The organism is Hymenobacter rigui (genome assembly GCF_003944715.1).
GTDB classification, from domain to species: Bacteria; Bacteroidota; Bacteroidia; order Cytophagales; family Hymenobacteraceae; genus Hymenobacter; species Hymenobacter rigui.
Window position 1 is genome coordinate 133,850 of the sequence record NZ_RWIT01000003.1, and the last position, 14,512, is coordinate 148,361.

At 61.1% G+C, this 14,512-nt stretch carries 11 protein-coding genes; 5 read left to right on the forward strand and 6 right to left on the reverse strand.

The genetic code is table 11. The features are described 5' to 3' along the window. Positions 1–17 precede the first annotated feature (17 nt). Positions 18–2,201, reverse strand: a complete 2,184-nt coding sequence (feoB, locus tag EI291_RS07635; protein WP_125419217.1) for a ferrous iron transport protein B — start codon at positions 2,199–2,201, stop codon at positions 18–20. 11 nt (positions 2,202–2,212) lie between these two features. Beyond that, positions 2,213–2,431, reverse strand: a complete 219-nt coding sequence (locus tag EI291_RS07640) for a FeoA family protein (protein ID WP_240635426.1) — start codon at positions 2,429–2,431, stop codon at positions 2,213–2,215. Between the two features lie 264 nt (positions 2,432–2,695). Here EI291_RS07640 and EI291_RS07645 point away from each other — a divergent pair, with 264 nt between their 5' ends. Further along, positions 2,696–3,595 carry a carboxypeptidase-like regulatory domain-containing protein gene (locus tag EI291_RS07645; RefSeq protein WP_170172555.1) on the forward strand — a complete coding sequence of 300 codons (900 nt, stop codon included), beginning with the start codon at positions 2,696–2,698 and terminating at the stop codon, positions 3,593–3,595. A gap of 169 nt (positions 3,596–3,764) precedes the next feature. Here the strand turns inward: EI291_RS07645 and EI291_RS07650 are convergent, their stop codons facing one another. Together EI291_RS07650 and EI291_RS07655 are read right to left on the reverse strand one after the other, a co-directional pair. Further along, positions 3,765–4,415: an OmpA family protein gene (locus tag EI291_RS07650; RefSeq protein ID WP_125419220.1), complete on the reverse strand. Its 651-nt coding sequence runs from the start codon at positions 4,413–4,415 to the stop codon at positions 3,765–3,767. Positions 4,416–4,492: 77 nt separating this feature from the next. Beyond that, positions 4,493–6,994, reverse strand: a complete 2,502-nt coding sequence (locus tag EI291_RS07655) for a bifunctional UDP-N-acetylmuramoyl-tripeptide:D-alanyl-D-alanine ligase/alanine racemase (protein WP_125419221.1) — start codon at positions 6,992–6,994, stop codon at positions 4,493–4,495. Positions 6,995–7,155: 161 nt separating this feature from the next. On the opposite strand from EI291_RS07655, the gene EI291_RS07660 reads away from it, so the two are divergent. The 3 genes from EI291_RS07660 (at position 7,156) to EI291_RS07670 (ending at position 12,000) form a co-directional block, all read left to right on the forward strand. Beyond that, complete coding sequence (locus EI291_RS07660; RefSeq protein ID WP_125419222.1) at positions 7,156–8,106, forward strand: EamA family transporter; 951 nt, start codon at positions 7,156–7,158, stop codon at positions 8,104–8,106. Positions 8,107–8,374: 268 nt separating this feature from the next. Beyond that, complete coding sequence (locus tag EI291_RS07665) at positions 8,375–10,948, forward strand: YfhO family protein (RefSeq protein ID WP_125419223.1); 2,574 nt, start codon at positions 8,375–8,377, stop codon at positions 10,946–10,948. A gap of 155 nt (positions 10,949–11,103) precedes the next feature. Then, a complete protein-coding gene (locus EI291_RS07670) occupies positions 11,104–12,000 on the forward strand; it encodes a 1-aminocyclopropane-1-carboxylate deaminase/D-cysteine desulfhydrase (protein WP_125419224.1) in 897 nt (298 codons plus the stop codon). Here EI291_RS07670 and EI291_RS07675 read toward each other — a convergent pair. Then, positions 11,962–13,170 carry a hypothetical protein gene (locus tag EI291_RS07675; RefSeq protein ID WP_125419225.1) on the reverse strand — a complete coding sequence of 403 codons (1,209 nt, stop codon included), beginning with the start codon at positions 13,168–13,170 and terminating at the stop codon, positions 11,962–11,964. The genes EI291_RS07670 and EI291_RS07675 overlap by 39 nt on opposite strands. Before the next feature lie 101 nt (positions 13,171–13,271). Between EI291_RS07675 and EI291_RS07680 the strand changes: the two genes are divergently transcribed. Next, positions 13,272–13,901 carry a DUF4230 domain-containing protein gene (locus EI291_RS07680; RefSeq protein ID WP_125419226.1) on the forward strand — a complete coding sequence of 210 codons (630 nt, stop codon included), beginning with the start codon at positions 13,272–13,274 and terminating at the stop codon, positions 13,899–13,901. Positions 13,902–13,973: 72 nt separating this feature from the next. Here the strand turns inward: EI291_RS07680 and EI291_RS07685 are convergent, their stop codons facing one another. After that, complete coding sequence (locus EI291_RS07685; protein WP_125419227.1) at positions 13,974–14,471, reverse strand: regulatory protein RecX; 498 nt, start codon at positions 14,469–14,471, stop codon at positions 13,974–13,976. Positions 14,472–14,512 lie beyond the last annotated feature (41 nt).

A 14,512-nucleotide genomic window follows, 5' to 3' on the forward strand; every position in this document is an offset into this window, starting at 1 on the left:
CAACCAGCAACTCACAACTACTTCAGCAGCTGGTACACCAGCAACGACGACACATAGGCCAGCCCCGTCATGTAGAGCATTTGCAGGATGGGCCACTTCCAGCCTTTGGTTTCGCGGTAGGTAGCCGCCAGCGTGCTCATGCACTGCATGGCAAACACATAAAACACCAGCAATGAAAAGGCGCGGGCGGGCGTGAAAAACGGCTGCCCGTTGGCATCCTTTTCGGCAGCCAGCTTTTGCTGTACTGTTTGCTGGTCGGCATCCTGGCCCACGCTGTAAATGGTGCTCATGGTGCCCACAAACACCTCCCGGGCCGCAAAGGAAGTAATCAGCGAAATGCCAATCTTCCAGTCGAAGCCCAGCGGCCGGATAACCGGCTCCACCACGTGGCCGAACACACCGGCGTAGGAGTTTTCCAACCGCTCAGAGGCGACGCGGGCTTCTGTTTGCTCCGGGGTAAGGCGCTGCCTGGTAGCCTCAGTGCGGGCCGCCGTTTCGGCCTGTTCAATGCGGCCGGGCGGGCCATAGGTAGCCAGTACCCACAGCAGAATGGATATGGCCAGAATTACTTTACCTGCCTGAAAAACAAAGGCTTTTACCTTCTCTACAATGGTAATACCCACGTTTTTCCAGCGGGGCCACCGGTACACCGGAAACTCCATGATGAAGTAGCTCCGCTCCTGGGTTTTGAGCAGCAGCTTCATGGCCCACGCCGACAGAATAGCCGCGAAAAAGCCCAGCAGATACAGCCCCATCAGCGCAAAGCCGCGCAGATTGAAGATGCCCAGCACCGCCTCATCGGGTACCACCAGTCCAATCAGCACGGTGTACACCGGAATGCGCGCCGAGCACGACATCAGCGGAGTCACGAAGATGGTGATAAGCCGGTCTTTGCGGTTTTCGATGGTGCGGGCGCTCATAATGGCCGGTACGGCACAGGCCACCCCCGAAATCAGGGGCACAATACTCTTGCCATTCAGCCCGAAGCGCCGCATGATGCGGTCCATCATGAAGGTCACGCGGGCCATGTAGCCGGTTTCTTCCAGCACCGCAATAAAGGCGAACAGCAGGGCAATCTGCGGAATGAAGATGAGCACCCCGCCCAGGCCCGCCAGCACCCCTTCGGTGAGCAGGTTAATCAGCGGCCCGTCGAAGTTGGTCTGGATGAGCCCGTTGATCCACGCCACCCCCCGGTCTATGAGGTCCATAGGGTAGCTGGCCCAGGCAAATACCGCCTGAAACATCAGAAACAGCACGCTGAAGAAAATCAGGTAGCCCCACACCTTGTGCGTCAGCACCCGGTCGAGCCGGTTGCTGTAAGGCTCGTTCTGCTCCGTGCGCGTCACTGATACACAGTTGAGCAGAATCTCGTTGATGCGCTGGTAGCGGCTGATGGTTTCCTGGGCCTGTTGGTCGGTGGGCTTAAACCCGTACTGCTCCGTCAGCTCCTGAATGTAGGTCCGCTCATCCGGTTTCAGGAAGCTGATGTGCCGGTACTGGTGCGCGTAGTGGAGCGCCAGGTAATCGTTGTGCAGGTTGAAGTAGTAGCGGATCTGCCGGATCATGGGCAGCAGGTCCTCGGCGGGCTGGTAGAATTGCCCGGTGGGCGCATCCAGCGTCTGCGCCATCACAATTTTCAGGGCGGCAATACCTACTCCTTTCCGCGCGTTCATCGGAATAACGGGCACGCCCAGCTCCTGCTGCAGCGCCGGAATATCAATCTTCACTCCGTGCTGCTCGGCCACATCCATCATGTTCAGCGCCAGCACCGTGGGCAGGCCCATATCGGCCAGCTGGGTGAACAGCAGCAGGTTACGCCGCAGGTTGCTGGCATCCACCGTTACCACCACAAAATCGGGGTACTGGGGGCTGGTCTGGTCGTAGAACAGGTCGGTAATCACCTTCTCGTCGAGGCTCTTGGGGTAGAGCGAGTAGGTACCCGGCAGGTCAATGATTTCGGCCCGGTGCTGCGAGGTCAGCTGGCTGATGCCGGTTTTGCGGTCAACCGTAACGCCCGGAAAATTGCCAACTTTCTGGTTGAGCCCCGTGAGCTGATTAAACAGCGAGGATTTGCCGGAGTTGGGGTTGCCCACCAGCGCAATGCGGGTAAGTGCCCCCGGATGACGAAGCGCCGCGTTTTCCAGCTGTACGGCCGAGACGCCGGCACCGGCCCGGCCGGAAAGTAGTTGCCCGCCTGCCATGTACTAGGTGCTTATTTCAGAAGAATAGTCGCCGCCTCGCTTACGCGCAGGGAGAGAGTGTAGTCGGCCATATCCCCCACTACTACGGTGATGGGGCAGCCCAGCGGTGCCCGGCTGTTCAGGCGTACCTGCGTGCCCGGAATGCAGCCCATTTCCAGCAGCTTGAGTGCCATTTCAGGGTCCTGCAGGCAGCAGATGGTTCCGCTTTCCCCCAGTTGAAGGTCTTTCACACTGCGGGGCGCAGGAGAGGCAGGGGCAAGCGGTGGGCGGTCAGACACGGGCGGGGCTATTTAGATTCACTTCAAACAAAGGTACCACCCAATTATGTTTCGGCCAAAATTCAACTCTGGCGGATTTCTGTAGTTGCTGCACCGTAAACCGCTGATTTGTAATTATTCCGAAATTGAATTGCACCGTTATAAATATTCAGGGAAGACTTGCTTTCAATGCCAGTTTTCATTGTAATTTTGGGATATACATTAGTCTGCTCGCATATGCTCCAACGCGTACTTTCTCTCTTTGCACTGGCTTTGCTGCTTCCGGCTCTGGGCTTTGCTCAGGACGCTAAAATGACCGGCCGTATCGTCGATGATAAGACCAAGGAACCGATTCCCTTCGCCTCCATCGGGCTGAAAGAGGAGCAGACCGGTGCCCTGACCAACGAATACGGCTTCTTCCAGATGCCGATGCCCCAGAAAGGTCAGCAGGATTCGCTGATCATCATGGCCCTGGGTTACTTCCGGAAGGCAGTGCTCATCAAGCCCGGCATCAAGGTGCAGGATATGATTATTGAGGTGCCCAAGCGCGCCATCGAGCTGAAAAACGTGACGGTTACCGGTGGCAAGGTGAAAGACCTGGCCCTGGGCTCCAAGTCGAACACACCCGGTGAGGGTATGATTCAGGGCATGCCCGGCAGCCAGTACGCTTTCTTCGTGAAGAACGACAAGGGCAAGAAGCTCGGCAACGTGCGCTCGGTATCGTTCTACATCGGGGAAAACGGTTTCCCCCGGGAGCCGTTCCGGGTGCGTTTGTACAAAGCCGACGGTAACTACAACTCACCCAACACCGACCTGCTGACGGAAAACATTGTGGTATCGGCCCCGAAAGGTGGCGAGTGGTACACAGTGGACCTGACGCAGTACAATATTGAAGCGCCCGTGGAAGGCTTCTTCGTGGCCATGGAATGGATTGTGAGTGGTGACAACTTCTACACCACCAACTTCATGGACAATTACACGCCCTACGGCCAGATCCTGCGCCCGACATTCGAATTCAAGGAAGCCCGTACCTGGAACTACACCATCGGCCGGGGCTGGAGCCTGATTACCCTCTCCAGCGGGGGCAACCGCTACAACGCCATGATTCGGGCTGAAGTAGACCAGATCAAAGACTAAATCACGGATTCAGACGGATTGGTCAGATGGCACGGATTCATCCTGCTGTCACAACAAAAGGCCCGCTTGCTGATGCAAGCGGGCCTTTTGTTGGTTAATGGGTAGTTAGTGGCGGACAGGAAACCAAGACGAATTCGTGGCCTCGGATCAATCCGTCTGAATCCGTGCTTTATTTGCGCACGGCAATTTCTACGCGGCGGTTCTGCTGGCGGCCGGCGGCGGTGGCGTTGGTGGCAGCGGGAGCGGCTTCGCCCATGGGCTCCAGCGTTACCTGCGCATCGGTCATCATGCCATTGCTGATCAGCCATTTTTTCACGGCGGCAGCACGCTGAGCGCTCAGCTCCTTATTGTAGCTCTTGTCCCCGCGTGAATCGGCGAAGCCCATAATACGGACGTCTTTGCCTTTGTAGCGGCGGGCAATGGAGGCGCTGATTTCTGAGAGGGCACGCGTAGCCGAAGGCTTGATATCGGCCTTATCGGTATCGAACAGGATTTTCTCGTCGAGGCCGTACACGTTGTACTGGTCGTTGCTGCGCACCGATACTTCGGGCAGATCAATTTCCTCCAGCTTCTCGTCGGCGAGTTTGGCTTTGGTCATATCCCAGGCATTCTCTACGGCGTTGCCAGCCTTATCGGCAGCATTTTCCGCGCTGGCAGTGGCATTTTCAGCGGCCTGCTCAACGGTTTCGCCGGTACGGGCTACCACGGCGGTATCGGCCGTGGCTTCCGACAACTGGTCTTTTTCTTCAGGTTTCTTGAGGTCGGAGCAGGAAGCCAGCAGCATAGTGGCGGCCAGCGCAGAGAGCAATGTTTTTTTCATGATGGGGAGAGTTGGGTGAGGTTTGGCTTACGGGCAATGTTACGGGATGTTCCGACCATATCCATATTGCCATACTCCTATTCTGCCACAAATATGCGCTTCACCCGCTCACTTACGTTGGTCAGCAGCTCGTAAGGAATTGTGCCGATACGAGCCGCCAACTCTGTCAGCGGCAAGCCTTGCCCAAAGATGGTGGCGAAATCACCCGCCTGGGCATCCTGAATCTGGGTGACGTCCACCATGCACATATCCATGCACACATTGCCTACCAACGGGGCCCGCTGCCCCCGAATCAGCACTTCGCCGGCCCCGTTGCCGAAACGCCGGTCGTAGCCATCGGCGTAGCCGATGGCCAGGGTGGCAATGCGCCGCTCATGACTAGTAGCTTCGCCGCGCCGACTGTAGCCCACGGTTTCGCCGGCCGGCAGGATTTTAATCTGGGAAATGGTGGTATGGAGCGTGCTGACGGGGCGGAGCGCATCCTGTTCCTGACCGGTAGCTTCTACCCCGTAGAGCCCAATACCCAGCCGAACCATGTTGTACTGCGCCTCCGGAAACCGCACAATGCCCGCCGAGTTCAGCGCGTGCTTAAGGATAGAGTAGCCCAGAACCGCTTCCAGCTGCGGCGCCATGCGCCCGAAAGCAGCCAGTTGCCGGTGGGAAAAGTCGTTATGCTGCGCTTCATCGGCACCGGCCAGGTGGGTGAGGGCGCTGGCTACGCGCAGGTGGGCCGCGTTTTCCCGGAGCACGCGGCAGAGTTCGGGCAAATCTTCCTCGGCAAAGCCCAGGCGGCGCATCCCCGTATCGAGCTTGAGGTGAATGGCTGGCATAGCGGCTTCCTGCGCCGCCCGCAGGTACTCCTGTAGTAGCTCGAAGGAGTAGATTTCCGGCTCCAGGTGATACTGGCGCATTTTCTGAAAAGAATCGGGGGCCGGGTTCATTACCATCAGAGGCAGGCTGATACCGTGCTGGCGCAGGGCCACACCCTCATCGGCGTAGGCCACGGCCAGGTAATCGGCGCGGTGAAACTGGAGCAGGTTGGCTACTTCCGCCGAGCCGCTGCCGTAGGCAAACGCCTTTACCATCACCATCAGCTTCACGCCGGGCTGCAGGCGGCGGCGGTAGAAATTCAGGTTGTGGACCAACGCGTCCAGATCCACCTCCAGCACCGTGCCGTGAAGCTGCCGCTGGAAAGCCGCCACAATCCGCTCGAACCCGTAGCGCCGGGCCCCTTTCACCAGCAGCAGTTCCTGACGGTACTGCTCCGGCCGAAAATCAGCCAGAAATGCCTCGGTATCCGGATAAAACGCAGTATTGAGCCCCTGGAAAGCAGTTTGGTGCTGGCTGATGTCGGGGCCGATACCAATCAGGCGCTCCACGCCGTGCGTGGGGAGCAGCGCCGCCACCCGGGTGTACAGCTCGGCACCGCTTAGGCCGGATTCCAGCACATCGGACAGGATGAGGGTGCGGCGGCCCCGGCGCGTCTGGCGGGCCAGGGCATCGAGGGCGAGGCGCAGGCCGGCCAGGTCGTTGTTGTAGGTATCGTCGAGGATGTAGCAGTCGTTGAGGGCCTGCTTCATTTCGAGCCGCATGGCTACGGGCTGCAGTCGATCCAGGCGGCGCTGGATTTCGGGGGCTGGCACCTGCCGCCACAGCAGCACCGCGAGGCAGTGCAGGGCGTTTTCGACCGAAGGCTCGTCGGCGAAGGGCAGCGTGAAGGTGTACTCCTGAGGCCGGGGCCGTTTCTGCTCCACCCGCACCACGGTGCGGTCGGCGGCGGCTTCCTGCACCGTTACCAGCAGGTCGGCCTCCCGGGCATCGAAAAGGGGGCGCTGCCGCGTCCAGGCCACCAGCCGGGTCCGGGCAGCATCCAGCTGGCGACGGGCGGCGGCGTGCACCAGCTCGTGGTCGGCACAATAAAATAGGGTATCAACGCCCATAAACAGCCGCATTTTCTCGGCCGCTTTTTCGGCGTGGGAAGCAAAGCCCGCATCATGAGCCGTGCCCAAGTTGGTGAAGATGCCCAGCGTGGGCTGGATAACCCGGGCCAGCCGCTCCATTTCGCCGGGCTCCGAAATACCGGCCTCAAAGATGCCCAGCGAATGACTGGCCGTCAGCTCCCACACGCTCAGGGGCACGCCTACCTGCGAGTTGTAGGAACGGGGGCTTTTGCAGATCAACTCATCGGGGCTGAGCAGCTGAGCCAGCCATTCCTTCACGATGGTTTTGCCATTGGAACCCGTAATGCCGAATACCGGAAGGCTAAACCGGCGGCGGTGCTGCGCCGCCAACTGCTGCAGGGCCGCCAGCGTATCGGGCACCTGCACAAAGCCGGCATCGGGGTATGCGGCCAGCTCTACCGCATCCTGCACTACAAACTGCCGCACCCCGGCCTGGTACAGCTCCGGCAGGTAGCGGTGCCCATCGTGCTGGGGGCCCCGCAGGGCAAAAAACAGGCTATCGGCGGGCGTTTCAACCCGGCGGCTATCAAGCAGCAGGCGCTGCACCGTGGCGTGGGCGGCAGGCCGCTGCAGCAGGGTGCCACCCAGAAGGGCAGTCAGATCGGAGAACAGAAGCATAGCCCGGCAAAGGTAGGGAGAGAGGAAGTGCTGAGATGAAAAGCCGGACCTACGTGGCATTGTTGCGGTGGGCAGCGAAGCGGCGGCAGGCTAGGCGGCCCAAACGAGCCATCGGCTATTGATCCTGCTACCTTTGTACTTCGCTCTTTTCTGCCTCGCTCTTGAAGTTCTCCCGCTACCACCTGGCCGCCTTTGCGGCGTTCTTTATCTGGGGATTTTTCCCGATTCCGCTGCGCTGGCTGGCGGGCTACCCCAGCGGGCAGATTCTGTTTTTCCGGGTGCTGCTGTCGTTGCTGCTGTTGCTGCTCATTCATGGGCTGGGGCGGCGGGCTACGGTGCGCCAAACGTGGTGGCAGTGGCAGGTGGCCCCGGCCCGGGAGCGGCGGGCGGTGCTGGCAAGTACCGTGGTGGGCAGCATACTGCTCACATCCAACTGGCTGCTGTTCATTTACGTGGTGAACCAGGTGAGCGTGCAGGCCGGCTCGTTTGCCTACCTCATCTGCCCCATTCTCACCTCGTTGCTGGGGTTTGTGGTGCTGCGCGAGCGGCTGCGGCCCATGCAGTGGCTGGCCATCGGGCTGAGCGCCCTGAGCTGCGTGCTGCTGGGCTCCGGCGAAATTCGCTCGTTGCTGATGAGCCTGGTGGTGGCCACCACCTACGCGGCCTACCTCATCAGTCAGCGCCGCCTGCAGGGCTACGACCGGCTGGTGCTCCTCACAGTGCAGCTCACCCTCACGGCTCTGCTGATTCTGCCGCTGGCCCCGCTACTGGGCGCACAGCCGCTGGCGGGCCTGCACGACACCCGGCTGCTGGCCGTGGTGCTGCTGCTAAGCGTGCTGTTCACGGTGATTCCGCTGTTTCTGAACCTGTATGCGCTGAACCAGCTGCCTTCAGGCACGGTGGGCATCTTCATGTACATCAATCCGCTGCTGAGCTTTCTGCTGGCGTTTCTGTACTTCGGGGAACAGGCCTCGGGGCTAAAGCTGGGGGCTTACGCGGTGATTTTCCTGTCGATTGTGCTGTACAACTGGCGGCCGACAGCAAGAAGCGGAGCTGTTATTGCGAGGACGAAGGAAGAAGCAGTCCGTCCTTCGCAGAGCACGAATTCCTGAGCGGCAGCAAGTTTTTGACATCGAAGACTTTTAAGCAAGCTAGCGTTACGCTTTGAAAAGGCCCGATTATTTCGCTCTGCTCGCCATAACGGGACCATTCGGAGGTTTTTTGCACAGGTTGGGTGGCTTTGTGTCTGGGGAAGGATAGACTGCTTCGGCTGCACCTCGCCATGATAAGTCGCCGGCTCGTTTCGCTACTTCCCGGGCATCCTGCTTACCTTCGGGCTTGGGTCCAACTCTGGCCTTATCCGACTTTTTAGTAAGCCGAATGACTACTCCTCCCCGTCAGGCCGTTGCGCCGTGGTGGCGGCGGGTGCTACCGCACCTGCTGGCCGTGCTGTTTTTCCTGGTACTGGCTGCCGTGTACTTCTCCCCCATCCTGTTCGATGGCAAGACGCTGGCCCAGCATGATATTGTGCAGTTCAACGGCGGGGCCCACGAGGCCGCCCAGTTCCGCGACCAGACCGGCGAGGAAGCCCTCTGGACTAACTCCATGTTCTCGGGCATGCCCACCTACCTCATCAGCACCCGCTTCCCCGGCGACCTGAGCCAGTACCTGCATAAGCTGTTTACGCTGGGGCTACCGGCCGTAGTGGCCAACCTGTTCCTAGCTCTGGTGTGCGGCTACGCGCTGTGCGTGGCGCTGGGCCTCTCGCCGCTGGTAAGCGTGGTGGGAGCCGTGGCCTTGGGCTTCACCAGCTACAACCTGATTATTCTGGCCGCCGGCCACAACACCAAGAGCCTGGCTCTGGCCTATGCCCCGCTGGTACTGGCGGGCCTGCTGGTGGCGTTCCGGCGCAACAAGTGGCTGGGTACGGCGCTGTTTGCCCTGGGCCTGGCTATGAACGTGCGCTCCAACCACCTGCAGATTACCTACTATCTGCTGCTATTGGTGCTGGTGTTTGGAATGGTGGAACTGGTATTTGCCTTCCGCGAAAAACGCCTGCCCGATTTCCTGACGCGCACGGCCCTGCTGGCCGTGGCCGCGCTGCTGGCCGTGGGCGTGAGCTTCGGCCGCCTGTACACCACGCTCGAATACAGCAAATACAGTATCCGGGGTAAATCGGAGCTGAAAACGCCGCCGCCGGTAGCTCCCGGTCAGACCCCGGCACCTGCTGAGGACGACGCAGGCTCGGGCCTGGGCAAGGAGTACGCCTTCAGCTACAGCTACGGCGTGGGCGAAACGGCCACGCTGCTGATTCCGAACTTCTACGGCGGGGCTTCGCAGATGAAGCTCTCCGAAAACTCCGAAACCGGCAAAGCACTGGCCGCCGCCGGCGTGCCGCCCGTACAGCTCACCGACTACCTGGCTCAGATGCCCACGTACTGGGGCGACCAGCCCATTACCAGCGGCCCGGTGTACGTGGGCGCGGTGGTGTTCTTCCTGTTTGTGCTGGGCCTAATGGTGGCCGACCGCCGCACCCGCATCTGGCTGCTGGCGGGTACGTTGCTGTCCATCGTGCTGGCCTGGGGCAAGAACTTCGAGACGTTCAACTATTTGATGTTCGATTACTTCCCGGGCTACAACAAGTTCCGGGCGGTAAGCATGGCCCTCACCATTGCCCAGCTAGCCATGCCGGTGCTGGCGGTACTGGCCCTGGCCCGCGTGCTGCGGGGTGCGCCCTCGGCCGTAGCCACCGCACCTGCCAGCACCCACCCCAGCCTGGCCGCCCTGGCCGGCGCACCAGTGGATACGGCCGATACCGCCCTGCTGAAAAAGCACGTGGTGCGGGCTTTGGCCATTACGGTCGGTTTGTGCGCGCTGGCGTTCCTGGCCGGTCTGGTGTCTGATTTTGCCTCGCCCATTGATGCCCAGCTGCAGCAGAGTGGCTTCCCGCTGGAAGCTTTGCGCGCCGACCGCGCCTCCTTGCTGCGCATGGACGTGTTCCGCTCTTTGTTCTTCGTGGTGGCTTCGGCCGGGGTGCTGTGGTTTTTCCTGCAGCGCAAGCTCTCGGCCGGCCTGGCTGCGGCGTTGGTGGGCCTGCTCACGCTGGTGGACTTGTGGGGCGTGGATAAGCGCTACCTCAACGACGGCAATTTCCAGCAGGAAACCATTGCTGAGCAGTTTGTACCCTCTCCCGCCGACCAGCAGATTCTGCAGGACAAAGACCTGAGCTACCGGGTGCTGAACGTACAGAACCCCTTCAACGAAGCCCAGACCTCGTATTTCCACAAGAGTATTGGCGGCTACCACGGCGCCAAGCTGCGCCGCTACCAGGATCTGATTGAGCGCCAGATTTCGACCAACAACACGGCCGTGCTCAACATGCTCAACACCCGCTACGTAATTGTGCCCGGCGAGCAGGGCCAGCCCCAGCAGGTGCAGCGCAACCCCGGCGCCCTGGGTAATGCGTGGTTTGTGGGCCAGGTGCAGAAAGTGCAGAACCCCGACGAGGAAATCAAAGCCCTTACGGGCCTGAACACGGCTGCCACGGCCGTGGTGGACGCCTCCAAGTTCCCGCTCAGCCAAACCACGTTCCCCACCGAGGGCTCCACCATTGCCCTCACCAAGTACACTCCCAACGCCCTTACCTACCGCGCCAACGCGGCCCAGGCCGGACTGGTGGTATTCTCGGAAATCTACTACGCCGATGGCTGGAAGGCCTTCATTGATGGCAAGGAAGTACCCTACCTGCGCGCCAACTACGTGCTGCGCGCCCTGCAGGTACCGGCCGGCAACCATACCATTGAATTCAGGTTCGAGCCCTCGGAGTACGCCATTGGCAACACTGTTTCCATGGTATCGTCGGTGCTGCTGATTGCGGCGTTGCTGGTGGCCCTGTTCTACGCCCTCAAGCACCGCCCCGAGCCCCACTCCGTAACCGACACGCTGCTGGCGTAAGGGCCGGTAATATTGAAACAGAACGTCATTCCGAGCGCAGCCGAGGAATCTTGCGTGCTGATGTTGTGGTAGTAAACCAGACGTCAGCACGCAAGATTCCTCGGCTGCGCTCGAAATGACGTTCTTGTTTATCACACGAAAAACAACTAGTTCTCATGCTACTTCAGCCACTTCCGGAGGCGGCGGCCGAGCGGGCAGGGGTGCAGCTCCTGCTGCTGCGCGACGACCTGACCCACCCCGAGCTGCCGGGCAACAAGTGGCGCAAGCTTAAGTACAACCTGCAGCAGGCCCGGCAGCAGGGCCACACTACCCTGCTTACCTTCGGCGGGGCCTATTCCAACCACATTGCCGCCGTGGCCGCCGCCGGCCGCCTCACCGGCCTGCACACCGTGGGCATTATTCGGGGTGAAGAGCTGGCCACCCGCTCCCTGAACCCCACGCTGGCGCAGGCCCGGGCCGATGGCATGCACCTGCACTTCCTCGACCGGGCCACTTACCGCCGCAAGCAGGAGCCCGAAGTGCTGGAGGCGCTGTTGCAGGAGTTGGGCCCGGCTTACGTGGTACCCGAAGGCGGCTCCAACGCCTGGGCCCTGCCCGGCTGCGCCGAGCTGGTAACCGAGCTGCGCACCCGGCAGTCCTTCGACTACCTGTGCGTGGCCTGCGGCACGGGCGGCACGCTGGCGGGGTTGGCTACCGGGCTGCAAGGCACGGAGCAGGCTGAGGGCTTTGCCGCCCTGAAAGGCGCGGACTTTCTGCGTACTGACATCAACCACCTGCACCAGCACAGCACCGGCCGCCTATACCCCAACTGGCACCTGCATACGGCCTACCACGGCGGCGGCTACGCCCGCCTCACCCCGGAGCTGCGGCAGTTCCTCACCGATTTCCACCAGCGCCACGGCATCCTCCTCGACCCCATCTACACTGGCAAAATGCTGCTGGGCGTGCTGGATTTGCTAGCCCAGGGCTACTTCCGGCGCGGCAGCACCGTAGTGGCCGTGCACACTGGTGGCCTACAGGCCTGGGCTGGCTTTGGCGGCGCGCCCGGGTAGCCAGTGCGCCACGGCCAGGCCCGCCAGCGCAAACACGCAGGGCAGCACCGGCAGCAGGAACCGCACGTCCCAGTCTTCCACCGTGAGCATTACTACCAGCCCCTGCAGCAGCACCACACCGCCCAGAAACACCCGCGCGGGCAGCCACGCGCCCGCCGTGCGCAGCCCGCGCACCGCCAGCCAGTAGCAGGGGTAGATGAATGCCACAATCAGCAGGATGTGGCTCCAGGAGTAATAGGTTTTCACGTAGCTGAAAAACAGCAGCCCTTTCAGCGCGGCCAGCTTCAGGAAGTATACCGGGTTGGCGAGAATGAAGTAGCCCAGCCGCAGCACCGGCGCAAGGCCCGGCGGCGGCAGCTGCAGCGGCTCGGTGGGCTCCACTACCCTGGGGGTAAACCCGTAGATAATTTCGCCGCGCAGGTAGGTTTCCACCAGCGTGAAGGTGAGCAGCAGCTTGTTGAGCACCCACCACCATAGCGGGGCCAGCGCCGCCAGTACCAGGAGGGCCCGCCGGAAGGCCCGCCTCCCCGGCATCTGCCAGAGGCGGGCCAGGCCGGCCAGCGCCGCGGCCCCGGCCACCACAAAGCCGTTGGGCCGCACAATGCCCGCCAGCAGCACCAGCACTCCAAACACCACCCAGCGCCCCGACGGCCCGTGCCGGGCCCGTACCAGCGCCCAAAAAGCCAGGATTGTGAGGCTGGCAAACAGACTTTCGGTGAGGATGTACACGTTGAACTGCTGGGCGTCGCGCCAGCCGATGAAGGCGGCCGTGGCCAGGGCCGCCGGGCGCCAATCGAGGGTTTGGGGAGTGAGGCGGCGCAGGGTGCGGTAGAAGGCGCGGGCGGCCAGGCCGCTCACGGTCATCTGGCCCAGCACAATGCCCCACCAGCCGGCCCCCAGCTTCAGCCACAGACTGATAAAGAGCGGGTAGCCCACGTAGCGCAGGTTATGGTCCCGCTCGAAGTGCCACTCCTGGGCAATGCGGGTACCGTAGGCCAGGTAGCGGCCACTATCGTTCACGTAGAGGGGGCCGTGGTGCTGAATCAATAACGATACCTGCACCGCCACCCACAGCCCCAGCAGCAGCCAGCCGTGCCAGCGCCGCAGCCATTCAGGGCCGGGTGGAATAGTTGGTTCAGAAGCAGTTAACAACGGTGAAGCAAAGCGCATACCCTGCAAAGGACGGTAGAACCCACATAACTTTCCCACCGGAAAGCTGAACTATCCGTATTTCAGGGCACCTTTCCCTTGTAGCTTTTATCGTACCTGCTATGCCCTACCTGTTCCGCCGCCTGCTGCCGCTCCTGTTTCTGGTGGCTTTGGGCTGGTTTCTCTGGACGAAGGTTCGTCCGGCCCTCACCGGTTTCGAAAACCCGCTGAACCCCGAGCCCCGCATTACCGTCACACACAACACGGTACTGGAAAAGGTGGAGGCCCTGGGCCGGATGGAGCTGGTACGCTACCAGTTCAAGGATGTGGTAGAGTATAAAAAAAGCACCTACCGCTTCCTGCCCGATGCCAAAGTGGCCCTTATTGTGGCCGGCAACGCCGTAGGCTGCCTCGATTTGCGCAAGGTGCGCGCTCAGGACGTAGTGCTGGAGGGCGATTCCGTGCTGCGCCTGGCCCTGCCCGAGCCCGAGCTTTGCACCTGGCAGGTAGACCACAGCAAAAGCAAGGTGTACAGCATCGAAAACGGGTTTTTCCAGGATGCGGAGTTGGTGGACGCCGGCTATAAGTACGCCGAAGCCAACGTGCGCACCGCCGCCCTGCAATCGGGCATTCTGGCCCAGACCACCCAAAACGCCGAGTTGATTCTGCGCCCTATGCTGGAAACCATGACCGGCCGCCGCGTCATCCTCACCCACCAGATGCAGAACCCGCAACTACCCGGCAAGCGGTAGCGCCCCCCTATACCCGGCCGCAAAAACAGCCCGTCATGCTTCAACAAGCTGGTGTGAAGCAATAGTTTGGGGCTAATCCTCGTCTTCCGGCGCTTTGCCCAGGTCGTCGAGGGCCATTTTGATGAGGTCCTGCTCGTAGCCTTTGCTGGTGAGGTAGAGCTGGATTTTCTGGCGGCGCTTGCCGGGGTGGCTTTCTTTTTCCTGCCGGTCCTTCTTTTCCAGCAAATCCACCAGGTTCTGGTAATACTCGTCGCCGTCAATTTCCTTCATACCCGCCTTGATGCAGTATTCCGACAGGCCTTTCTGCTTCAGCTCCTGCTGAATGCGGCGGCGGCCCCACTTCTTGCGGATGTGGCCGCGCACGAATGTCTGGGCGTAACGCTCCTCGTCCAGAAACTTCTCCCGGCTCAGGCGGATGATGATTTCTCCGGCCTCGTCCTCATCCAAGCCATACTCGCGCAGCTTGGCTTCCACCTCCTTCTGGTTGCGGTCCTGGTAGGTGCAGAAGGCGGCTATTTTCTGAATGGCTTCGGCGGGCGTGTAAAACTTCTTTTTGGCGGGCTGCATCATGGGTAAATCAGAAAAACGAGTGCTCAGGCTACTTATGACGC